Origin of the sequence: Micromonospora zingiberis (assembly GCF_004331455.1) — a bacterium.
Classification (GTDB): Bacteria; Actinomycetota; Actinomycetes; order Mycobacteriales; family Micromonosporaceae; genus Micromonospora; species Micromonospora zingiberis.
Window position 1 is genome coordinate 22221 of the sequence record NZ_SJJR01000030.1, and the last position, 20832, is coordinate 43052.

General features: G+C 72.9%; 15 protein-coding genes. 5 read left to right on the forward strand and 10 right to left on the reverse strand.

Features of this window, described 5'->3' with window-relative positions; genetic code table 11:
• Nucleotides 1-177 precede the first annotated feature (177 nt).
• Nucleotides 178-1578 carry a polyprenol phosphomannose-dependent alpha 1,6 mannosyltransferase MptB gene (gene mptB, locus E0H26_RS27280; RefSeq protein WP_206025392.1) on the reverse strand — a complete coding sequence of 467 codons (1401 nt, stop codon included), beginning with the start codon at nt 1576-1578 and terminating at the stop codon, nt 178-180.
• A gap of 44 nt (nt 1579-1622) precedes the next feature.
• Between mptB and E0H26_RS27285 the strand changes: the two genes are divergently transcribed.
• Nucleotides 1623-3278 (forward strand): hypothetical protein, encoded by a 1656-nt coding sequence (locus E0H26_RS27285; protein WP_131308960.1) that lies wholly within the window; start codon nt 1623-1625, stop codon nt 3276-3278.
• 119 nt (nt 3279-3397) lie between these two features.
• Here the strand turns inward: E0H26_RS27285 and E0H26_RS27290 are convergent, their stop codons facing one another.
• A complete protein-coding gene (locus tag E0H26_RS27290; protein WP_131308963.1) occupies nt 3398-6445 on the reverse strand; it encodes a bifunctional [glutamine synthetase] adenylyltransferase/[glutamine synthetase]-adenylyl-L-tyrosine phosphorylase in 3048 nt (1015 codons plus the stop codon).
• Complete coding sequence (locus tag E0H26_RS27295; RefSeq protein WP_131308966.1) at nt 6445-7212, reverse strand: type 1 glutamine amidotransferase; 768 nt, start codon at nt 7210-7212, stop codon at nt 6445-6447. The genes E0H26_RS27290 and E0H26_RS27295 overlap by 1 nt, the downstream gene beginning before the upstream one ends.
• A gap of 126 nt (nt 7213-7338) precedes the next feature.
• Between E0H26_RS27295 and E0H26_RS27300 the strand changes: the two genes are divergently transcribed.
• Complete coding sequence (locus E0H26_RS27300; RefSeq protein WP_131309018.1) at nt 7339-8214, forward strand: S66 peptidase family protein; 876 nt, start codon at nt 7339-7341, stop codon at nt 8212-8214.
• Between the two features lie 161 nt (nt 8215-8375).
• A complete protein-coding gene (locus tag E0H26_RS27305) occupies nt 8376-8888 on the forward strand; it encodes a hypothetical protein (RefSeq protein ID WP_131308969.1) in 513 nt (170 codons plus the stop codon).
• A gap of 107 nt (nt 8889-8995) precedes the next feature.
• On the opposite strand, the gene E0H26_RS27310 is transcribed toward E0H26_RS27305, so the two are convergent.
• From E0H26_RS27310 to glnA, 3 genes are all read right to left on the reverse strand, one after another.
• On the reverse strand, nt 8996-12037 hold the full coding sequence (locus tag E0H26_RS27310) for a carbohydrate binding domain-containing protein (RefSeq protein ID WP_131308972.1): 3042 nt from the start codon (nt 12035-12037) through the stop codon (nt 8996-8998).
• Nucleotides 12038-12316: 279 nt separating this feature from the next.
• Complete coding sequence (locus tag E0H26_RS27315) at nt 12317-12742, reverse strand: DUF350 domain-containing protein (protein ID WP_131308975.1); 426 nt, start codon at nt 12740-12742, stop codon at nt 12317-12319.
• Between the two features lie 94 nt (nt 12743-12836).
• Nucleotides 12837-14186, reverse strand: coding sequence for a type I glutamate--ammonia ligase (glnA, locus tag E0H26_RS27320; protein ID WP_131308978.1), 1350 nt, complete (start codon nt 14184-14186; stop codon nt 12837-12839).
• A 209-nt stretch (nt 14187-14395) separates the two neighbouring features.
• Between glnA and E0H26_RS27325 the strand changes: the two genes are divergently transcribed.
• Nucleotides 14396-16162, forward strand: a complete 1767-nt coding sequence (locus E0H26_RS27325; protein WP_131308982.1) for an NAD+ synthase — start codon at nt 14396-14398, stop codon at nt 16160-16162.
• A gap of 113 nt (nt 16163-16275) precedes the next feature.
• A complete protein-coding gene (panB, locus tag E0H26_RS27330) occupies nt 16276-17121 on the forward strand; it encodes a 3-methyl-2-oxobutanoate hydroxymethyltransferase (protein WP_131308985.1) in 846 nt (281 codons plus the stop codon).
• Nucleotides 17122-17196: 75 nt separating this feature from the next.
• Here panB and npdG read toward each other — a convergent pair whose 3' ends face one another.
• The 4 genes from npdG to E0H26_RS27350 all read right to left on the reverse strand — a co-directional run bounded on the left by npdG (nt 17197) and on the right by E0H26_RS27350 (nt 20749).
• Nucleotides 17197-17895, reverse strand: coding sequence for an NADPH-dependent F420 reductase (gene npdG, locus E0H26_RS27335; protein ID WP_131308989.1), 699 nt, complete (start codon nt 17893-17895; stop codon nt 17197-17199).
• Between the two features lie 92 nt (nt 17896-17987).
• A complete protein-coding gene (locus E0H26_RS27340; RefSeq protein WP_131308992.1) occupies nt 17988-19421 on the reverse strand; it encodes an RNB domain-containing ribonuclease in 1434 nt (477 codons plus the stop codon).
• 69 nt (nt 19422-19490) lie between these two features.
• Complete coding sequence (locus E0H26_RS30375) at nt 19491-20468, reverse strand: histone (RefSeq protein WP_276320422.1); 978 nt, start codon at nt 20466-20468, stop codon at nt 19491-19493.
• Nucleotides 20469-20548: 80 nt separating this feature from the next.
• The gene (locus E0H26_RS27350) at nt 20549-20749 is read right to left on the reverse strand and encodes a hypothetical protein (RefSeq protein WP_240742414.1); all 201 of its coding nucleotides are present in this window, start codon (nt 20747-20749) and stop codon (nt 20549-20551) included.
• Nucleotides 20750-20832 lie beyond the last annotated feature (83 nt).

The following is a 20832-nucleotide window of genomic DNA, read 5'->3' on the forward strand; positions in this document are numbered from 1 at the left end:
CCTCGGCGCGGGCGTCGGAGGCCGGGTCTGAGCCGGTGACCGAGGCCGGGGCGGAGCCGGCTTCGGAGGCCGGGTCTGAGCCGGTGACGGAGGCCCGGTCGGAGCCGGCTTCGGAGCCGGTGGCGGAGGCCCGGTCGGAGCGGGCGGCGCCGGGGTCGGTCACCGGCGTACCTCTCCTCAGTCGGCGGGAACGGGGCGGCGAGCCACCCGAGCCGACCGTACCAAGCGGACCGCCACCACGATCACGAACAGTGTCATCAGCGGCGCACCGATCGTCTTGGTGTGCCGGGGCAGCCCGGTGCCGTCGGCCAGTACGTGGAACGCGGAGAACACCGTCACCGCGCTGAACCACCAGGTGCGGTGGGCGGTGGCGGCGAGCAGGGCCAGCGGCCAGAACCAGTACCACGGGTGGAACAGCGGGGCCAGCGCCACCGTGGCGGTCAGCGCCAGGGCGGCGTGCCACAGCGGCTCCCGGTGCCGGGCCCGGAACCAGAGCCAGACCAGCAGCGCCGCCAGCACCACCATGCCGATCGCCCGGGTCACCGGCAGCGCGTCGATGTGCAGTCCGAAGGGCAGTACCAGGTAGCCGATGGTCTGCCCGACGGCGGTCGGCGGCGAGGTCCAGGCGATCACCTCGTTGCCGTGCGACAGGCCGGTGATCCAGCCCAGGTCCAGCCCGGCGGCGAGGGTAACCCCGATCAGGGTGGCCACCGCGCCGCCGACCACCGGCGTACCGTCGCGCAGCAGCCCGCGCAGGGAGAAGCCGCCGGTGATCGCGGCGAGCGCCGCGAACGGGACCACCACCAGTGCGGTCACCTTGACGCCGGCGGCCAGGCCGAGCACCACGCCGCCGGCCAGCAGCAGCCACCTGCGACCCGGCCAGGTGACCACGATGGCCAGTCCGGCCACCAGCAGCCCGACCATCATCGCGTCGTTGTGTACCCCGGAGATCAGGTGCACGCCCACCAGCGGGCTGGCCAGGGCCAGCCAGAGGGCCCGCTCGACCGGTACGCCGCAGCGGCGGGCCAGCACCGGCAGGCAGGCCGCGGTGAGCACCACGCCGGCCACCGCGAGCACCCGGAACAGCGCGATGCTGCCGAGCAGCGAGCCGGTCACGGCCACCACCGCACCGGAGATCACCACGAACAGTGGACCGTACGGCGCCGGGGTGTCCCGCCAGATGTACGACATGGTGTCCAGCCAGGGGCAGGGCAGGGCGGAGACCCCGTACTCGTACGGGTTGATGCCGTTGGAGTAGCTGGCCCCCTGGCAGGCGTAGGCGTACGCGTCGCGGCTGCCCAGCGGCGGTGTGACCAGGAACGGCAGGATCCACAGCCCGGCGGTGACCAGCGCCCATCGGACCGAGGGCACCCGGTCACGCACCACCCACCAGGCCACCGCCATGGCGATGGTGCCGAACAGCCACAACCCGATGATCAGTGGTCCGTTCGTACCGAGCCAGATCTTCACCGGGTTGGGTCGCAGGTCTCCGTCGGGTAGGGCGCCGCCGAGGAAGGCGGCCACCGCCAACATGATCGATCCGGCTAGTCCAGTCCAGCGCACGAGGTGATGGGGCACGCCCGCCATGCTGCCAGTACCGTGAGCGCGGTACGGAGGTGGGCATGCGGGGCAGTCGGGTGGTGGCGCTGGCCACCGCGTCCGCCGGGGCGCTCGGTGTGGCGTACCTCATCCTCCCGGTGATGGGCTCGGACCTGGCGGCGCAGGTGGCCCGGGCCGACTTCTTCGCCGCGCACGGCCCGACCCCGGTCGACCTGCGCTGGTACGGCGGAGTCCAGCAGTTCGGCTACAGCCTGCTCGCCCAGCCGGTGATGGCCCTGCTCGGGGTACGCCTCACCGGTGTCGTCGGCCTGGTCGCGGCGGCGACCCTGTTCGCCGCGCTGCTGGTACGGACCCGGGTGCCCCGGCCGCTGCTCGGCAGCCTGGTCGGGGTGGCCACCATCGCCGGCAACCTGGTTTCCGGCCGGGTGACGTACGGCCTCGGGGTGGCCTTCGGCCTGGCCGCCCTCCTCGCCCTCACCTGGCGACCCGCGTTAGCCGGGGCAACCCGCCCGGGCGGGCGGCTGCCGGTCGTGCTGGCCGGGGTGGGCGCGGCGCTGGCGTCGGCGACCAGCCCGGTGGCGGGCCTCTTCGTCGGTCTCGCCGGGGTCGCCCTGCTGCTGTCCCGCCGGTACGCCGACGGGCTGACCCTCGCCCTGGCCGCCGCCCTGCCGTTGGGCGTGACCGCGCTGCTGTTCGGCGACGGCGGTTGGATGAACATCAGTCGTACCGACACGATCCGGGCGGCGGTGACCGCCCTGCTGGCGGCCGCGCTGGTCGGGTACCGGCCGGTGCGGATCGGCGCGCTGCTGGCGGCCGGCGGGGTGGTCACGGCGGCGCTGGTGCACACTCCGGTCGGGCTGAACGCCACCCGGCTGGCCACCATGTTCGCGCTGCCCGTGCTGGCCGCCACGGTCCGTCGCCCCGCCTGGCTGGCCCGTGTGTCGTCGCCGACGCGGCGCCCCGGCGACCCGGTGCGGCCGTCCCGCGACGGCGCGATCGGACGCGTCGGCCCGGGCTGGCGGCGGAGGTCCGGGTCGGTCGCGGTGGCCGCGCTGCTGGCGGCGGTGTGTTGGTGGCAGCCGCCGGTGGTCCCCGCCGACCTGCGCAGCATCGGTGACCCGACCAGCGATCCGGGCTACTTCGCGCCGCTGCGGGCCGAACTGGACCGGCGCGGGCTCACCGGCCGGTTGGAGGTGCCGCCGACCCGCAACTACTGGGAGGCGGCCCGACTCGGCGACGTGCCGCTGGCCCGGGGTTGGCTGCGGCAGGCCGACATCGACCGCAACCCGCTGTTTTTCACCACGGTGCCCGGTGCGGCCGGCACCGGTGTGCCGTTGACCGCGAGCAGCTACCGGGCCTGGCTGGACGCCAACGCGGTGCAGTACGTCGCGCTGCCCGACGTCCCGCTGTCCTGGGTCGGCCGGGCGGAGGCGGAGCTGGTCGACGCGGGCCTGCCGTACCTGACCGAGGTCTGGGCCGACCGGCACTGGCGGCTGTACGCGGTGACCGACCCGAGGCCACTGGTCGGTGCCCCCGGCGAACTGCTCAGTGCGGACGGCGCCTCGGTCACCTTCCGCACCACCGGTGCCGCCACGGTGCCGGTCCGGGTCCGGCACAGCCGCTGGTTGACCGTCTCCGGCGGTGCGGGTGTCTCCGCCGACGGGGACTGGACGACGGTCACCGTGCCGCGTGCCGGCACGTACACCCTCGGCAGCTGAGCCGGCGACGTCTCGCCGCCCTGAGCGACGGCAACGCCCGCGTGCGGCAGTACAGACCGGCACCGGCGCGTTAACAAGGGGCCCTTGCTCTACCGCAGGCGTTAATAAGGTGCCCTTCCTTACATCTCCAGCACGCGTTCGGCGGCGGCGCGGGAGCGGCGGGCGGTGCGCAGGTACTCGTCGAGGAACTCGCCCGGGTCGTCGGCGCCGAGCAGGCGGACCACCCCGGCCAGTTCCACCCCGTGTCGGGGCAGTTGGTCGCCGGCCCGGCCCCGGACCAGCATCAGCGCGTTGCGGACCTGCGCCGCCAGGGTCCAGCCGGCCATCATCGCCTCGGCGTCCGCCGGGTCCACCAGGCCCGCGTCGCGGGCGGCGGTGAGCGCGTCGAGGGTACGGGTACCGCGCAGCACCGGGTACGCCCCGGCGTGCCGCAGCTGGAGCAGTTGCACCGCCCACTCGACGTCGGCCAGGCCACCCCGCCCCAGCTTGGTGTGGGTGGCCGGGTCCGCGCCCCGGGGCAGCCGCTCGGTCTCCACCCGCGCCTTGATCCGGCGGATCTCGATGATCTGTTCCCGGGTCAGCCCGTCGGCCGGATACCGGACCGGGTCGACCATCTGCTCGAACCGGGTGCCCAGGTCGGCGTCGCCGCAGACGCACCGGGCGCGCAGCAGCGCCTGCGCCTCCCACACCCGCGACCAGCGGGCGTAGTACTGCTGATAGGCGGCCAGGCTACGGACCAGCGGCCCCTGCCGGCCCTCGGGACGCAGGTCGGCGTCGACGCCGAGCGGCGGGTCGGGCGCGGGCATGCCGAGCAGCCGGCGCAGTTCCTCGGCGATGGCCTGGGCGGCGGCGCTGGCGGCGCTCTCGCTGACCCCTTCCGGCGGCTCGTAGACGAACAGCACGTCGGCGTCGGAGAGGTAGTTCGACTCGTACCCGCCGAGCCGACCCATCCCGATCACCGCGAACTTCAGTCCGGGCATCGGTGCCTGGGCGGCGCGGGCGGTGCGCAGCGCGGCGGCGAGGGTGGCGTCGGTGACGTCGGAGAGGGCGGTGCCGACCGCCGTGACGTCGGCCAGGCCGGGTGTCGCGCGGTCACCGTCCGGACGCGACGGTGCCAGCGAACCGGCCCGGCTGAGCACGTCGGTGCAGGCGAGGCGGAGCAGTTCCCGGCGGCGCAGCGCGCGTACCGCCCGGGTGGCCTCGACCGGGTCGGTGTGCCGGGCCGCGGCGGCGGTGAAGCCGTCGCAGAGCACCTCGCGGGGCCGAGGGCTCAGTTCGCTCTCCTCGGCCAGCAGGCGCAGCGCCTCCGGCTCGCGGGTGAGCAGGTCGGCGACGTACCGGGAGGAGGAGAGCACCCGGGCCAGCCGCCGGGCCACCGGCCCGGAGTCGCGCAGCAGGCGTAGATACCAGGGGGTGCTGCCGAGGGAGTCGGAGACCTGGCGGTAGTTGAGCAGGCCCCGGTCCGGTTCGGGGGCGTCGGCGAACTCGCTGAGCAGCACCGGCAGCAGGGTGCGCTGGATGGCGGCGGTGCGGCTCACCCCGCCGGTGAGGGCCTGGAGGTGACGCAGCGCCCCGGCCGGGTCGGCGAAGCCGAGGATCTCCAACCGGTTGCGGGCCGCCTCCGGGGTCAGCCGCAGACCGTCGGCGGGTACCCGGGCCACCGACTCCAGCAGCGGGCGGTAGAGCAGTTTGGCGTGCAGCCGGCGTACCTCGGTGGCGTGGGTGACCCACTCGGCGCGGAACTCCTCGACGGCGCTGCGCCCGGGGGTGGCGGTGTAGCCGAGGGCGGTGGCCAGCCAGCGCAACGCGCCCGGATCGGTGGGCACCGTGTGGGTACGCCGCAGACCCTGAAGTTGCAGGCGGTGTTCGACGCCGCGCAGGAAGCGGTAGCCGCGCAGCAGCGCCTCCCCGTCGGCCCGGCCGACGTAGCCCCCGGTGACCAGCGCCCGCAGGGCGGGGATGGTGCCGGGTGCCCGCAACGTCTCGTCGCCGCGCCCGTGCACCAGTTGGAGCAGCTGCACCGCGAACTCGATGTCGCGCAGCCCGCCGGGACCGCGCTTGATCTCGCGTTCCAGCTCCTTCGGCGGGATGTGGTCGATGATCTTCCGGCGCATGGCCCGGACGTCCTCGACCGCCTCGGGGCGCTCGGCCGCCTGCCAGAGCAGCGGCGCCAGGGCGTCGATCCACTCCTGGCCCAGCGCCAGGTCACCGGCGGCCGGGCGGGCCTTGAGCAGGGCCTGGAACTCCCAGGTGCGCGCCCAGCGCCGGTAGTACGCCAGGTGGCTGGCCAGGGTGCGTACCAGCGGACCCCGGTTGCCCTCGGGACGCAGCGCGGCGTCGACCGGCCAGGCCACCAGCCCGCAGATGTGGATCAGTCGGGTGGCCACGGTGGTGGCCGTGGTGAGGTCGTCGTCCTCGGCCGCCACGAAGATCACGTCCACGTCGGAGACGTAGTTCAGTTCGCCGCCGCCGCACTTGCCCATCGCCACCACGGCCAGCCGGGGTGCCCGGGTGCCCTCGGGCAACTCGCCCACGGCGATGCCGTAGGCGGCCGAGAGGGTGGCGTCGGCCAGCGCGGACAGTGCGGCCATCGTCTGTTCGAGGCCACGCCCGCCGGTCAGGTCGGCCGCCGCGATCCGCAACAACGACAGCCGGTACGCCCGGCGCAGCATCGCCACCGGGTTGCCGTCGCCGGTCACGTCGAGCCGCCCGTCGGCCGCCGGGGCGAGCCCGTCCGGCTCGGTACGCAGCACCGGCCACTGGTCGGGGTTGGCGACGAGATGATCACCCAACGCCGACGAGGCGCCCAGCACGGCGATCAGCCGGCGGCGCAGTCCCGGGTCGTCGTGCAGGGCGGTGAGCACCGCCGAGCCCGCCCCGATGCCACCGGTGGCGGTACCGGATGTGCCGTTCGGGCCGGCCTGGACGCGGCGCTCCGCCTCGACCAGCCGGTGCAGCTGCCGCAGCGCCAGGTCGGGGTCGGCGGCCCGGGACAGCGCGGTGAGCAGTTCCTGGGCCGCGTCGCCGGTGGGTTCCTGGGTCTGCGGTCGCCACAGGTCCAGCCCGGCCGGGCCGAGCAGGTCAGCGGCGCGCGTGCCGCCGTCGGAGTCGGTGACGTCGAAGCCGTACCGGGCGAGCCGGCCGGTGGCGCTGGTCGGCCGGCCCATCAGTGCCCGAGCAGCGGCAGGCTGCGGCGCGGCCCGTCGTCGTCCAACTCGCCGAGGGCCAGCGCGGCGAACCGGGCGGCGAACGGCTGCCAGACCTCCTCGACGTCGACCATCACCGCGTTGCAGGCGGACACCACCAGATCCGGGTCGTAGCCCAGCTCGGCCAGCAGCGCCGAGTCGGTGGCCCAGTCGGCGATCATCGCGGTGTCGCACTCGATGTGGAACTGGAGACCCCAGGCCCGGTCGCCGAGGCGGAACGCCTGGTTCGGGTAGCGGGTGGAGGCGGCCAGCAGGGTGGCTCCGGCGGGCAGCTCGGTGATCTCGTCGGCGTGCCACTGCAGCACGTCCGGGATCAGCGGCACGTACCGGAACAGCGGGTCGGTTTCGGCGGCGTCGCGCCGGCCGACCACGGCGGGACCGACCTCGGGGCCGGACGGGCTGCGTTCGACGGTGCCGGCGTGGGCTGTGGCGAGCAGTTGCGCGCCAAGGCAGACGCCCAGGGTCGGCAGCCGGTGCCGGACCGCCTTGCGTAGCAGTCCCTCCACGGCGGGAAACCAGGATGCCCCCGGCTCCCCGTCGGAGGCCGGGTACGCCTGCTGGTCGCCGCCGAGTACCACCAGCGCGGCGTAGCCCACCAGGTCGGCGGGAAGTTCGTCGCCGGCATGCGGGCGGGTCACGGACAGGTCGAGACCCGCCTCGGTCAGCCACTCCCCCAGCCGTCGCGCGTCGTCGGTCGGGTCGTTCTCGATCACCAGCGCGGTTGCCACGCCGTCGAGGCTATCCGGTCCGGCCGACCGGGTCCGCGCGCGGGACTAGGCTCTCCGGCTGTGTCCGACCACACCGCACCTGACCACGTCGTACGCCCGCCGGCACTGCGCGAGGGCGACACGGTCATGCTGGTTTCGCCCTCCGGTCCGACCCGCCCGGAGCGGGTGGCCCGGGGAATCGAGCTGCTCACCGGCTGGGGCCTGCGGCCGGTGCTCGCCCCCCACGTGTACGCCCGGCACGGCTACCTGGCCGGCGCCGACGCGCTGCGCGCGGCCGACCTGAACACCGCCTTCGCCGACCCGCAGGTACGCGGCGTGATCTGCACCCGAGGCGGTTACGGCGCCCAACGGGTGGTGGACGCGATCGACATGGCGGCGGTACGCCGGAACCCGAAGGTGGTCGCCGGCTTCTCCGACATCACCGCCCTGCAACTGGCGCTGTGGCGCGGTGCCCGGCTGGCCGGGGTGCACGGACCCGGGGCGGCCTGGCGGGACGAACGGACCCCGCTGGCCTCCGCCGCGTCGCTGCACGCCGCGTTGACCACCACCGAGCCGGTCACCGTACCCGCCGTCGAGCGCGAGGAGACCTTCGCGGTACGGGTGCCGGGGCGGGCGGTGGGTCGGCTGCTGGGTGGCAACCTCTGCCTGATCGTGGCCTCGCTGGGCACCGCGGACATGCCCGACCTGACCGGGGCGGTGCTGCTGTTGGAGGACGTGCAGGAGCCGCCGTACAAGGTCGACCGGATGCTGACCCAACTGCGCCGCGCCGGTGCGCTGGACGGGCTGGCCGGGGTGGCGGTGGGTCAGTTCACCGACTGCGCGGACGGCTGGGAGGTGGGGGTCGCCGACGTGCTCACCGAGCGGCTCGGCGACCTGGGCGTGCCGGTGCTCGGCGGGCTGCCGATCGGTCACGGCCCCGAGCAGCTCACCGTGCCGGTGGGCACGCGGGCCACCCTCGACGCCGACGCCGGCATCCTGACCGTCGCCCCGGCCGTCCGCTGAGCCGCTCGCCCCACGGCCGCCGCCCGGGCGAGCCGGAACTGCCCCGATGTCCGGTTCGTGGCTCGGATTGCCAGCTCCCTGACAGGTTCGCCACGGGTCGCCCCCAGCCAGCCTCGTCACTGTCGGTCACGTCATCGCATCACCGACGAGTTGGAGGACTGATGTCCCGCACCATTTCGAAGAAGCACCTGCTGGCTGGCCTGGCCGCCGCGGGTGTGCTCGGCGTGGGGATCGCCGCTCCCACCGTGGCGCTCGCCGACGACAAGACCCCGAGCGCCAGCGCGAGCGCCGACGCCACCCAGCAGGACGACCAGCGGCCCGAACGCGGGGCGCAGCGGGAGGCGTTCGCCGAGGCCCTCGCCAAGGAACTGGGCGTCTCCACCGACCAGGTGACCGCCGCCCTGGAGAAGCTGCGCGAGCAGCACAAGCCGCAGGGCAAGCCGAACGGTGAGCGCCCCGAGGGGCGCGGTGGCGAGCACCAGCGTGGCGGCGGCCGTGGGCCGCAGGGTTCCCCCGAGGACCGCAAGGAGGCCTTGGCCGAGCGGCTCGCCAAGGCGGTCGAGGAGGGCAAGCTCACCCAGGAGCAGGCCGACGCGATCACCGCGGCCGTCGAGGCCGGCGTCTTCGGCGGCCCCGGCGACAAGGGCGGTCAGGACGACACCGCCGGCAAGTGACGCCCGGCACGGGTACGTGACGCAGCGGCGTACCGCCCGGTGACACCGGCAGGACGGGGGCGGCATCGTGGATGCCGCCCCCGCCCCTGCGTTTCACGCGCCGAGGATCATCTCAGGTACGGGCCGGTCTCACCGATCTTCCCGGGGGCCGGGTTGTCGGGCAGGCTGAGTACGTACACCCGCAGGTTGCCCTTCCCGCTGACCGAAGCGGTCAGCGTGCCGTTCGTGACGACCTTGACGTCCCCGGTCACCGCGTCGGTGTAGGTGCCGTGGGGTACGCCGCTGAAGGTGGCGCTGCCGGAGACGGTGACCAGCGCGAAGCTGTCCACCCCGCCCCCGGTGAACCGGCGCTTGTACGCCATCTGGTTACCGCTGATCCCCTCGGTCGAGTACTGCCCCTTCTGTAGCGCGGGGATGGCCCGACGGATCTGGTTGAGCCGCTGCACGTGCTTGACCAGCGGCTTGTCCAGGGTCTGGGCGACCGTGCCGGAGGCGCTGGCGACCACGCCGAAGTCGGCGGCGGTGACGCTGCCGGCCAGATGACCGCCGTAGTAGGCCCGGCCCGTGGTGGCCAGCGGGCAGCTCGGGCCGCAGTCGATCGGCGCGCCCTTCTGGAACTCGATCTCGGAGCCGTAGTAGAGCGTCGGGATGCCCCGGAACGTCCACATCAGGCTCATGTTCTCCGCCCACGCGTCGGTGCCGCCGGTGTAGCGCACCGAGGACTTGTTCGGCCCGTAGTCGTGACTGTCGACATAGACCACGTTGTAGGTGGCGTCGTTGTAGCTGTCGTCGGAGTCCCGCCCGTTGCCGAAGGCGTTGTTCGCGTCGCCGAAGTTCATGTGCATCCGCATGTCGATGACGTTCATGCCGGAGAAGCGCGAATGGTCGGGCGTGTGGTAGTCGTTGCCGCGCAGAAAGGCGTTGTCACTGGTCGGCTGGTTGCCGGTGCCGAGCAGTTGCTCGTACTCGTACTGCTCGATCGCGGCGCGGACGTCGTCGGGGCTGTAGTCGCGGCGTTCTTTCCAGGTGAAGAACTGCGCGGAGTGGTTGACCGAGCCACGGTTCCACTTGTCGTTGACGAACGCGGCCACCTCACCGAAGACGTAGAAGTCCTTGCCCTTCTCGCCGTGCCGGGCCACCGCGTGCTGCTGGATCGCGGGCAGGAACCGGCGGTTCCAGGTGACCCGGGGAATGTGTACGGCGGTGTCGATCCGGAAGCCGTCCACGCCCATGTCGATGAACTTGTTGTAGACGTCGATCAGGTACTGCTGCACCTGGGCGTTCTCGGTGTTGAAGTCGGCCAGGTCCTCGTGCAGCCAGCAACTGCGCGAGTCCTCGCCCTCCCAGTTGCCGATCCAGCACTGGTGGTACAGGTCGGCCGGGAACAGGCCGCTGGTCGGGACGGGCCACTGGCAGTGGTGAACGGTGTAGCCCTCCCGGCTGTACGCGCCGTTCGGGGTGCCCCACCGCAGACAGCGGTTGCCCTCGGGGGCCGACGACGACCACAGGTCACCGTTGTACGGGCGGCCCTTGGCCTGGGCGTTCTGGGCGGCGGTCAGCGCGGGGTCGGCACCGTCGTGTTCGTCCATCGGGTCGTACTCGCGGCCGGCCTGCGGCTGGTCGTAGTACCACTTCCACTGTTCGTCGCGGACGCCGTACACGGTGGGGGTGAACAGGCCCTTGGCGCCCCACCGTGAGCTGTGGTTGTAGACCACGTCCTGGAAGATCTTGATGCCCTTGCCGTGCGCGGCGTTGATCAGTTCCTGGTAGCTCGCGCCGGGGCTCTCCAGACGCGGGTCGACCCGGTGGAAGTCCCAGCCGTGGTAGCCGTGGAAGTCGTAGTCGGAGCGGTTGAGCACCACCGGGGTGATCCAGATGGCGGAGAAACCGAGCGCCTTGATGTAGTCGAGCTTGTCGATCAGCCCCTGGAAGTCGCCCCGGAACATCGGGTCGTCGCCCGCCGCGTTGCCGGAGCGCACGTGCTGGCTGCCGCCCCGGTTGTTGCTCGGGTCGCCGTCGGCGAACCGGGCGGTCATGACAAAGTAGATGGTGTCCTCGCGGGGGTCACCGCCGAGCGGGGTGCCGCCGGCCGGCGCGGGTGGCGCGTCGCCGGTGGTCGCGGTGACCGGGTCGCTCGCCGCCGACCGGTTGCCGGCCTCGTCGCGCGCCCGCACCGTGAAGCGGTACGCGGTACGCGGCGACAGGCCGTTGGCCACGTGGCGGGTGCCGGTGGTGGTCACCGTCACCGGTTCCGTCGTGCCGCCGGTGCGGGTCACCTCGTACCCGGTCACCGCCCGGTCGTCGGTCGACGCCGTCCACGTCAGGGTGACCTGGACGTTGTCCACCGTGGCGGTGAGCCCGGTCGGGACGGACGGCGCGGTGGTGTCCGGTGGGGCGGGCGGCCCGCACGGGTCGGCCGCGGCCGGCGTGACCACGCCGCCGGAGACGGTGCTGCGGCCGACGCCGATCGCGTAGTCCGCGCCGTTGTTGTTGTCCCACTGGCCGGCGCCGTTGTTGAAGGCCGCGGTGAGGCCACCGGCCGTTCCCAGGTCGACCACCTTGCGGGCCCACCCGGCGCAGGCCACCTCCATGGCCGCCCCCGGCACGGTCGTCCAGGCGCCGCCGGTCGGGCGGTAGTGGATGTTCGCGGCGCTCCAGCCACGGGTGGTGAGCCGGTAGTAGACCTCGGCGGTCGCCCCGCCGGGGGTACCGCTCGGTGTCGGCGAAGGGCTGCTTGCGGCGCACGGGTCGCCGCTGCCGATCCGCCCGCCGGAGACGGTCACCGAGCCGGTGCCGAGCCGGTAGTTGGCCCCGTTGTTGTTGTCCCAGGTTCCCGTGCCGTTGGTGAAGACCACCTGTAGGCCGGTGGCGGCACCCAGGTCGATGCTCTTGCGCCGCCAGCCGGTGCAGGCGGCCTCCATGGCTACGCCGGGCACGGCGGTCCAGGCGGCACCGTCGATGCCGTAGTGAACGTTGACCGAGGCGCCCCAGGCGGCCGGTGGCTGGTAGTAGACGGTGACGGTGTTGGCGGCGGCGGCCGGGGTCACGGGCAGCAGGCTGACGACGAGGCCGACGGCGAGGGTGAGAATGCCCCACCGTCCCCGCCATCGACCGCGTGTGCCCGTACGGCTCGTCGAACGATGTTCCATGGCTCTCCTGACACCCCGCGTCGGGCTCGGCCCGGCGCAACAACGCGAAAGGTGTTGCAAGCCCTTGCAGCAAAGGTTGCGAGGAAGTTACCAGCGCGCACCCTCTGAGCACCAGAGATAGTTTGGATGGTCGATGGATTTCCCCTGTTAAACAGGCTGGAAGAAGTCCGCAAGACTTTCAGAGATCAGCCACCAGGCACCGCCGACGTCGCCGGCCCTCAGACACGAAACCACCCCGGTCACGGCGTGCAGCCCGACCGGGGTGGGTGGCGAAACAGCTCAGGCGATGCAGGCGCAGACGATGAGGGCGGCGCCGAAGTGGCTGGCGGCGCTGACCCGGGCGACCGGGTGCGGTTCGTCGGAGCAGATGACCTCGCCGAGCTTGCCCGGCGTGAGCAGGTCCAGGACGACGAAGGCCAGCGCCATGATGCCGAGGCCGATCAGTCCGAACAGCACCGTCGAGGCCAGGCCCTTGGCGAAGTCGTGGTAACTGGTCAGGATCGCGGTGAACACGATCCCGGCGACGCCGAGTTGGTTGGCGGCGAGCAGCAGCCCGGCGTTGGCGTTGCGGCGTACCCAGATCAGGTCCCGTAGCTTGCCGGGCGTGAGCAAGTCGACCAGCACGAAGCCGGCGGCCATCAGGCCGACGCCGACGAACCCGAACACCACGCTCTGCCAGGCCCCGCTGAGCAGATCCTCCAGCACCGACTGCCTCCCCGACTCCTCATCGCACCGGCAGGGCGCCGGCACGGTGATCGAGACGATAGCGACAGCCCGCAACGACCGGCAGCCCGGCGGGTCAGAGCGACAGGTAGTGCTGGCGCTCGTACGGCGTGACCTCGCGGCGGTACTGCTCCCACTCGGCCCGCTTGTTGCGCAGGAAGAAGTCGAAGACGTGCTCGCCGAGCACCTCGGCGACCAGTTCGGAGCCGGCCATCACGTCGATCGCCTCGGCCAGGTTCTCCGGCAACGGCTCGTACCCCATTGCCCGGCGTTCGGCGCTGGTCAGCGACCAGACGTCGTCCTCGGCGCCCGGCGGCAGCTCGTACCCCTCCTCGATGCCCTTCATCCCGGCGCCGAGCAGCACCGCGAAGGCCAGGTACGGGTTGGCGGCCGAGTCGGGCGAGCGGACCTCCACCCGGGCCGAGTTCGGCTTGCCGTACGCCGGGACGCGGACCAGCGCGGAGCGGTTCAGGTGACCCCAGCAGACGTACGCCGGGCTCTCGGTCACCCGGTCCGGCAGGGCCTGCGGGAAGAGGCGCTTGTAGGAGTTCACCCACTGGTTGGTGACCGCGGTGTACTCGCGGGCGTGGACCAGCAGCCCGGCGATGAACGCCCGGGCCACTTTGGACAGCTTCATCGGGTCGCTGGCGTCGTGGAACGCGTTGCGCTCCCCCTCGAACAGCGACAGGTGGGTGTGCATGCCGCTGCCCGGCTGGTCGGTGAAGGGCTTGGGCATGAAGGTGGCCTGCACTCCGGTGGAGAGCGCCACCTCCTTGACCACGTGCCGGAAGGTCATGATGTTGTCGGCGGTGGTCAGCGCGTCGGCGTAGCGCAGGTCGATCTCCTGCTGACCGGGGGCGACCTCGTGGTGGCTGAACTCCACCGAGATGCCGATCCGCTCCAGCGACAGCACCGCCTGGCGGCGGAAGTCCCGCGCCACCGCGTGGGTGGTGTGCTCGAAGTAGCCGCCGGTGTCCACCGGCACCGGCACCGAGCCGTCCATCGGCCCGTTCTCCAGCAGGAAGAACTCGATCTCGGGGTGGGTGTAGAAGGTGAAGCCCTTCTCCGCCGCCCGGGACAGCGCCCGGCGCAGCACGTGCCGGGGGTCGGCCCAGGACGGGCCGCCGTCGGGCAGCAGGATGTCGCAGAACATCCGGGCGCTCTCGCCGCTGACCCCACCCTCGAACGGAAAGACCTGGAAGGTCGTCGGGTCGGGCATGGCCACCATGTCGGACTCGAACACCCGGGCGAAGCCCTCGATCGCCGACCCGTCGAACCCGATGCCCTCGTCGAAGGCGGCCTCCAACTCGGCGGGGGCGACCGAGACGCTCTTGAGCGTGCCGAGCACATCGGTGAACCAGAGCCGGACGAAGCGGATGTCCCGCTCTTCCAGCGTACGGAGGACGAACTCCTGCTGACGGTCCACTGACCCAACCTTCCGCGACTCTATGTCCGCCTTCGACCGGGCTTTGCCCGACCTGACCGACCAGTCTTCACCGGCCCGATTACGCAGACGTTACGCGAATCGCCGCCACCGCGTCCCGCGCAGTCCCGACCGGCGGTCGGTCGCCAGGTCCGGCGGCCGGCTGCGCACGCCCACGTGTCGACCCCACCCCGCTGGGGCAAGATGAGGACATGCCCACCCTGCGTCTTGCCCTGTGCCAGGTCAACCCCGGCGTCGGCGACCTCACCGGCAACGCCGACCTGGTCCGCGCCTGGTCCCGTCGAGCCGCCGAGGCCGGCGCCCAGCTGGTGCTCTTCCCCGAGATGATGCTGACCGGCTACCCGGTGGAGGACCTGGTCTTCCGGCGGTCCTTCATCGCCGCGTCGAAGGCGGCGCTGGACCGGCTCGCCGCCGATCTGGCCGCCGACGGGCTGGGCGAACTCCCGATCGTGGTCGGTTACCTGGACGCCGACGGCCCACCGCAGGTCAGCGCCGACGCCGAGCCGGGGCACGGGGCCCGCAACGCGGCCGCGCTGCTGCACCGGGGCGAGGTGGTGGTCACCTACTTCAAGCACCATCTGCCCAACTACGGGGTCTTCGACGAGGACCGCTACTTCGTCCCCGGGGACATGCTCACCGTGGTCCGCCTCGACGGGGTCGACGTGGCGCTGACCATCTGCGAGGACCTGTGGCAGGCCGGTGGGCCCTTCGCCGCCGCCCGGCAGGCCGGCGTCGGGCTGGTCGTCAACATCAACGGCTCACCGTACGAGCTGAACAAGGACGACCTGCGGCTGCCGGTGGTCCGCCGTCGCGCCGCCGAGGCCGGGGCCACCATCGCCTACGTGAACATGATCGGTGGCCAGGACGAGTTGGTCTTCGAGGGCGACTCGATGATCGTGGCGCCGGACGGGACGCTGCTGACCCGGGCGCCGCAGTTCGTCGAGCATCTGCTCGTCCACGACGTGCAGGTGCCGCCGGCCGCCGACGGGGGCGAGGCAGCCGACGGCGCCGAGGTCGCCGACGGGCTGCGGGTGGTCCGCCGTACCGTCGAGGGCATCCCACCGGCGCCGGACGGCCCGGCGGCGGTCGGCGGGGTCATCGAGCCGGTCGCCGACGAGGCGGAGGTGTGGCAGGCGCTGGTGCTCGGGCTGCGCGACTACGTGGACAAGAACCGGTTCCCCTCGGTGGTGCTCGGCCTCTCCGGCGGCATCGACTCGGCGGTGGTGGCGGCCATCGCGGTGGACGCGCTCGGCCCGGACCGGGTGGTCGGCGTCTCCATGCCCAGCCAGCACTCCTCGGAGCACAGCCGGGAGGATGCGGCCGACCTGGCCAAACGCACCGGGTTGGACTACCGGGTCGAGCCGATCCAGCCGATGGTGGACACCTTCCTGGCGAACCTGTCGCTGTCCGGGGTGGCGGTGGAGAACCTCCAGGCCCGGGTGCGCGGGGTGATCCTGATGGCGCTGTCGAACCAGGAGGGCCACCTGGTGCTCACCACCGGCAACAAGAGCGAACTGGCGGTCGGCTACTCCACCCTCTACGGCGACTCGGTCGGCGGCTTCAACCCGATCAAGGACGTGTGGAAGACGCTGGTCTGGCGGCTGGCCAAGTGGCGCAACGCGGAGGCGGCCCGGACGGGCGAGACGCCGCCGATTCCGGAGAACTCGATCGGCAAGCCGCCGAGCGCCGAGCTGAGCCCGGGTCAGCTGGACAGCGACACGCTGCCCGACTACGACGTACTCGACCCGATCCTGATCGGCTACGTCGACGGCGATCTCGGCCGCGAGGGCCTGGTCACCTCCGGTCACGACCCGGCGGTGGTGGACAAGGTGCTGCGGATGGTGGATACCGCCGAGTACAAGCGGCGCCAGTCCGCTCCCGGCACGAAGATCTCCATGAAGGCGTTCGGTCGGGATCGGCGGCTGCCGATCACCAACCGGTGGCGCGAGGACGGCTAAGCTCGCCCGGAGTGAATTCCTCCACTCCGACCTGCCGCGATCGGGGCCGACGGTGCGACGATCGCGGCAGAGCCCGGGGACCGCGTACGCGGCCTCGAGGAAAGGAGACAGTCATGGTGGAATCCACCCCGGCCGAGGTGACCGCGCTATACGGCGGCCCGGCCACCCGAAGGGTCCGCACCCGTGACCTGATCGCCGCCAAGGAGCGCGGCGAGAAGTGGCCGATGCTCACCTCGTACGACCAGTACACGGCCTCGATCTTCGACGCCGCCGGGATCCCGGTGCTGCTGGTGGGCGACTCGGCGGCGAACAACGTGTTCGGCTACGAGACCACCCTGCCGGTGACCGCCGAGGAACTGCTGCCCCTGGTCCGGGCGGTGGTCCGGGCCACCCGGCACACCCTCGTCGTCGGCGACCTGCCGTTCGGGTCGTACGAGGAGGGGCCGACGCAGGCGCTGCGTACCGCCGTGCGGTTCATGAAGGAGGGCGGCTGCCACGCGGTGAAGCTGGAGGGCGGCCGGCGCTGCGCCGACCAGATCGCCGCCATCGTCGGCGCCGGCATCCCGGTCATGGCGCACATCGGGTTCACCCCGCAGAGTGAGCACACCCTCGGCGGTTACCGGGTGCAGGGTCGCGGCGACACCGCCGAGGAGGTGATCGCCGACGCCCGGGCGGTGACCGAGGCGGGCGCCTTCGCGGTGGTCCTGGAGATGGTGCCCGGTGAGGTCGCCAAGCGGATCACGGCCGAACTGCCGATCCCGACGGTGGGTATCGGCGCCGGACCGGAGACCGACGCCCAGGTGCTGGTCTGGCAGGACATGGCCGGCCTGCGCACCGGCCGCACCCCGCGCTTCGTGAAGCGCTACGCCGACCTGGCCAGCACCCTGGACGAGGCAACCCGCAACTTCGCCCACGAGGTCCGCACCACCCAATTCCCCGCCCCCGAACACACCTTCTAGCCCCACCCCTTCCTGGATCTTGGTACGAACGGGCCCTCGGAGGGGCGACTTCGTACCAAGGTCGAGGAAGGAAGCTCAGAGGTCGGTGACGCGGACGCCGGCGTGGGTTTTGTAGCGCCGGTTGATCGCGATCAGGTTGGCGGTGAACGCCTCGATCTGGTGGGCGTTGCGCAGCCGCCCGGCGTAGACGCCGCGCATGCCCGGGATGCGGGCGGCGAGCGCCGCGACGACCCCGACCAGTTCGCGCTCCTCGGTGCAGATCAGCACGTCGAGGTCGATCCGGTCGATCTCCGGGTCGGCCAGCAACGGGGCGCTGACGTGGTTGAACGCCGCGCAGACCCGGGAGTCGGGCAGCAGCGCGGCGGCCTGCTGGGCCGCGCTGCCCTCGGGCACCGGCAGCGCGTACGGGCCCTGCTTGTCGAAGCCGAGCGGGTTGACGCAGTCGACCACGATCTTGGCGGCCAGCGGCTCGGCGAGCGCGGAGACGGTGGCGGCGTGCCCGTCCCAGGGCACCGCGATGATCACCACGTCACTGCGCCGGGCCACCTCGTCGTTGTCCGCCCCGGTGACGCTGCCGCCGGCCGGCACCCCCGGCAGCGCGGCGATCTCCTCGGCCGACTGCGCGGCCCGCTGCGCGGAGCGCGAGCCGATCAGCACCGGCTGACCGGCGCGGGCGAACCGGTAGGCCAGCCCGCGACCCTGGTCGCCGGTGCCACCGATGATGCCGACGGTGAGTCCGGACACGTCGGGCAGGTCACTCGGGTCGTATGCCATGGTCGTCATCCTTCCAGTTCCGCCCAGCTGGCAGCGACGACCGCCACTGTGACAAAGCCCCCTGCGGCGCGGACGACGATCGGCCGGCGGCGTCAGACCAGTTCGAAGGAGACGGTACGGGTGGCCGGATCGGCGGTCACCAGCCGCACCCGCACCCGGGTGCCCAGCGTCAGTTCCCCGAGGCAGCGGGCGCGTACCGGCGGATCGTCCAGGGCGACCGTGCCACCGGGCGGGCGACCCGGACGGGTACGGCCGTTCGGCGGCGCGTCCACGTCCAGCACGGCCGCGTCGAACGTCTCGCCCACCCGGTGCCGCAGCAGGACCGCCTCGGCCAGGTCGATCGCGCCCCGGCTGGCCGCCGACGCGGTGCGGTCGGTGGCGGCCATCACCGCCGGCAGCCGGGGCAGCGCCGCACGGGCCCAGTCGGGTATCGCGCGGCCGTCGTGCAGGGCCAGACAAACCTCCGTGGCGTACCGGTCGGCCAGTCGGCGCAACGGCGCCGTGACATGGGCGTACGCGGCCGCCACCCCGCCGTGCGCCGGCTGCCCCGGCGGCTCGCCGTCGAAGGCGGTGTACGCGGCCGACCGCATCAGCTCGGCCGCCTGGTCGACGAAGGCGGCGGCCCGGGGCTGCGCCGGGTCCAGCCCGAGCAGCAACTCACCGACGCCCACCTCGTCCGGCCAGTGCACGCCCAGCGGGGTGGCCGCCGCGCGCAGGCGCTGCACCGCCTCGGGTTTCGGGGCGGGCATCGTACGCAGCAGACCGATCCCGCCGGCCAGCATCAGATCCGCGGCGGCCATCCCGGTGAGCAGGGAGATCTGCGCGTTGTGTTCCTCCAGCGGCACCGGGGCCCGCAGCACCAACCGCCAACCGTCGCCGTCGGCCACCACGTCCTGCTCCGGGATCGGCAGGTTGATCGCGCCCCGACGCAGCCCCCGGGCGGTGAGCAGCGCCCCGATCTCGGGCAGCAGGGCGATCGGCTCCGGCAGCCGACCCGCGTCGGCGTCGGCCTGCACTCCCGGGTAGTCCAGTTGGGCCCGGCTGCGCACCAGCGCCCGTTCCAGCCGCACGGCGGTGGTGCCACCGTCGGCGTCCAGGTCGATGGTCCACAACACGGCCGCCCGGTCGACGTCGGGCAGCAGGCTGGCCGCGCCCTCGCCGAGACTGTGCGGGTGCAGCGGCACGTTGCCGTCGGGCAGGTACACGGTCTGCCCCCGCCGCCAGGTCTCCTCCTCCAGAGCACCAGCCGGGCGTACGTGGGCGGCGACGTCGGCTATCGCGTACCGCACCCGGAAGCCGCCACCGGCGCGGCGGCTGAGCTGCATCGCCTGGTCCAGGTCACGCGAGCCGGGTGGGTCGACGGTCACCAGCGCTATGTCCGTGCGGTCGACGCCCGGCCGGGGCGGCGCGGCGGCGGCCTCGTCAGCCTCCCGCCGCGCCGCCTCCGGGTAGTGGTCGGGCAGCCCCAACTCGCGGCGCAACGCCCCGAAGTCGATGCGTGGTGCGAGGACCCGTCGGATGACCATGGGCCAATCCTGACAGCGCCTCGCCCGCCGCGCCCTCCCCCGACCGACGGCCGTCGGGCGTACGCCGGGTCAGCCGGCGCTCTTGCGGGCCCGCCCCGCCGAGGCCGTACGCCCCGACGCCTTGGCGGCGCTGGTCTGCTTCGTCGCCGCGCCCGCCCTGGTGGTGGCCTTGCGGGCGGGCGCCTTCGCCGCCGTGGTCTGCCGCGCGCCCGCCGCGGGCCGGGTCGCGGTCGCCTTCTTCGCGGCGGTCGCCCTCTTCGCGGGCGCCTTCGTCGCCGTCTTACGGGCCGGCGCCTTCGCGGCCGACACCGTCTTACGGGCCGGTGCCTTGGTCGCGGACACCGTCTTACGGGCCGGTGCCTTGGTCGCGGTCGCCTTCGTCGCGGTCTTACGGGCCGGTGCCTTCGCGGCCGACACCGACTTGCGGGCCGGCGACGTGGTGGTCTTGCGGGCGGCAGTCTTCTTCGCGGGCGCCCTCGTCGCGGTGGTCTTCCGCGCGCCCGTCGCGGGCCGGGTCGCGGTCGCCTTCTTCGCGGCGGTCGCCTTCTTCGCGGGTGCCCCGGTCGCGGTGGTCTTCCGGGCCGCCGTCGTGGTCCTGCGGGCGGGCGTCTGCGTGGTCGCCGCCGTGGTCTTGCGAGCCGGCGTGGCCTTGCCCGCCGTCGCCGGGCGACCGGACGCCTTCGCCGCCGTCTTCGCCACGGTGGTCTTCTTCGCGGCCGCCGTCTTCGCCGCCGTGGTCTTCTTCGCCGCCGTGGTCTTCTTCGCCGCCGTGGTCTTCTTCGCGGCGGTGGTGGTGGTCTTCTTCGCGGCCCGGTTCGCGGGCGCCTTGCTCGCCGCCGTCTTCTTCGCGGGTGCCTTGGTGGCGGTGCTCTTGGCCGCCGTGGTCCGCGCGGTGCCGCCGGACGCTTTCCGGGCCGCCGGCGCAGTGCCGTCGGCCCGACGGCTGGACGGGGTACGGGTCAGGCCCGCGGTACGTTCCGTCGCGGCGGTCCTCCTCGCGGGCGTACGCTTCGCGGCCGGGCGGGTGGCCTGCTGTGCTTCGGCCATCTCGGTTCCCTCCTTGGGGACGTGTCACCGCCCTCGCGGCGCACGCGGTGCTCTACGACGCGGGAGGCGTCCCGCGTCGGCTACTTCTCCTCCCCGGCCCAGCGGCTGTCCTCGGCCTCCCACGCCTCGTTGCGCTCCCGCACCTGTTGCAGGGCGTTCTCGGCGTCGGCGGCAGAGGCGTAGGGTCCGAGAACGTGTCGCGCCGGACACACGTCGGCCTCGGTCTCGACCCGGTGATGTCGCGTACACCAGTAGTAGCGTCCACGTCCGCTGTCGCTCATGGGATCACTGTGCACCGATAAGCGACCGCCCGCCACCGGAACACCGCAAGTCACCAGCCTTTTCCACAGTAGACGGGGTATGC

Bases quoted from the DNA above. Each gene is read 5' to 3' on its own strand.
- E0H26_RS27285 (WP_131308960.1), top strand. From the start codon at position 1,623: ATGCGGGGCAGTCGGGTGGTGGCGCTGGCCACCGCGTCCGCCGGGGCG.
- E0H26_RS27290 (WP_131308963.1), bottom strand. From the start codon at position 6,445: ATGGGCCGGCCGACCAGCGCCACCGGCCGGCTCGCCCGGTACGGCTTC.
- E0H26_RS27300 (WP_131309018.1), top strand. From the start codon at position 7,339: ATGCTGGTTTCGCCCTCCGGTCCGACCCGCCCGGAGCGGGTGGCCCGG.
- E0H26_RS27305 (WP_131308969.1), top strand. From the start codon at position 8,376: ATGTCCCGCACCATTTCGAAGAAGCACCTGCTGGCTGGCCTGGCCGCC.
- E0H26_RS27310 (WP_131308972.1), bottom strand. From the start codon at position 12,037: ATGGAACATCGTTCGACGAGCCGTACGGGCACACGCGGTCGATGGCGG.
- E0H26_RS27325 (WP_131308982.1), top strand. From the start codon at position 14,396: ATGCCCACCCTGCGTCTTGCCCTGTGCCAGGTCAACCCCGGCGTCGGC.
- panB (WP_131308985.1), top strand. From the start codon at position 16,276: ATGGTGGAATCCACCCCGGCCGAGGTGACCGCGCTATACGGCGGCCCG.
- npdG (WP_131308989.1), bottom strand. From the start codon at position 17,895: ATGGCATACGACCCGAGTGACCTGCCCGACGTGTCCGGACTCACCGTC.
- E0H26_RS27340 (WP_131308992.1), bottom strand. From the start codon at position 19,421: ATGGTCATCCGACGGGTCCTCGCACCACGCATCGACTTCGGGGCGTTG.
- E0H26_RS30375 (WP_276320422.1), bottom strand. From the start codon at position 20,468: ATGGCCGAAGCACAGCAGGCCACCCGCCCGGCCGCGAAGCGTACGCCC.
- E0H26_RS27350 (WP_240742414.1), bottom strand. From the start codon at position 20,749: ATGAGCGACAGCGGACGTGGACGCTACTACTGGTGTACGCGACATCAC.